The organism is Streptosporangium amethystogenes, from assembly GCF_000721075.1.
Lineage (GTDB): Bacteria > Actinomycetota > Actinomycetes > Streptosporangiales > Streptosporangiaceae > Streptosporangium > Streptosporangium amethystogenes.
The window spans coordinates 1-333 of the sequence record NZ_JOEQ01000180.1; the positions used below are offsets into that span (position 1 = coordinate 1).

The 333-nt window shown below is 66.7% G+C and carries 1 protein-coding gene; it reads right to left on the bottom strand.

Annotated elements, in window-relative coordinates; all coding sequences use genetic code 11:
- Positions 1 to 273: hypothetical protein (locus IG98_RS46350; protein WP_157594917.1), on the bottom strand; the 273-nt coding region annotated here is incomplete at its 3' end.
- Between the last annotated feature and the right edge of the window lie 60 nt (positions 274 to 333).

Consider the following 333-nt stretch of genomic DNA (forward strand, 5'->3'; position numbering starts at 1 on the left):
CGAGGTCATCGTGGGTGTTTGCAGCCAGCACTTGCTGGAGGTGGAACAGCTGCTCGAGGACAGATCACCGGAACCAGACCAGATCAGCCCCGTGCCCTGGTCAGCCTTTGCCGGGTCGTGTTCGACCTGTGCCTCCAGCCGCAACTGCCGCGATTCCGGGTCGGCGCCGTAGGCGGTGAACGACGGCTGAGTCGACGGGAACGTCCACAACCCCGACGTCAGTTGTCCCGGGGTCGCCGTTACTTCCGACACCACCGGCTTGGAGGTGTCCACCCGTCCGGTCTGCCACTGCGACCACGGGCCCGCCACCAGCGCACCCGGAGAGTCGGTGGA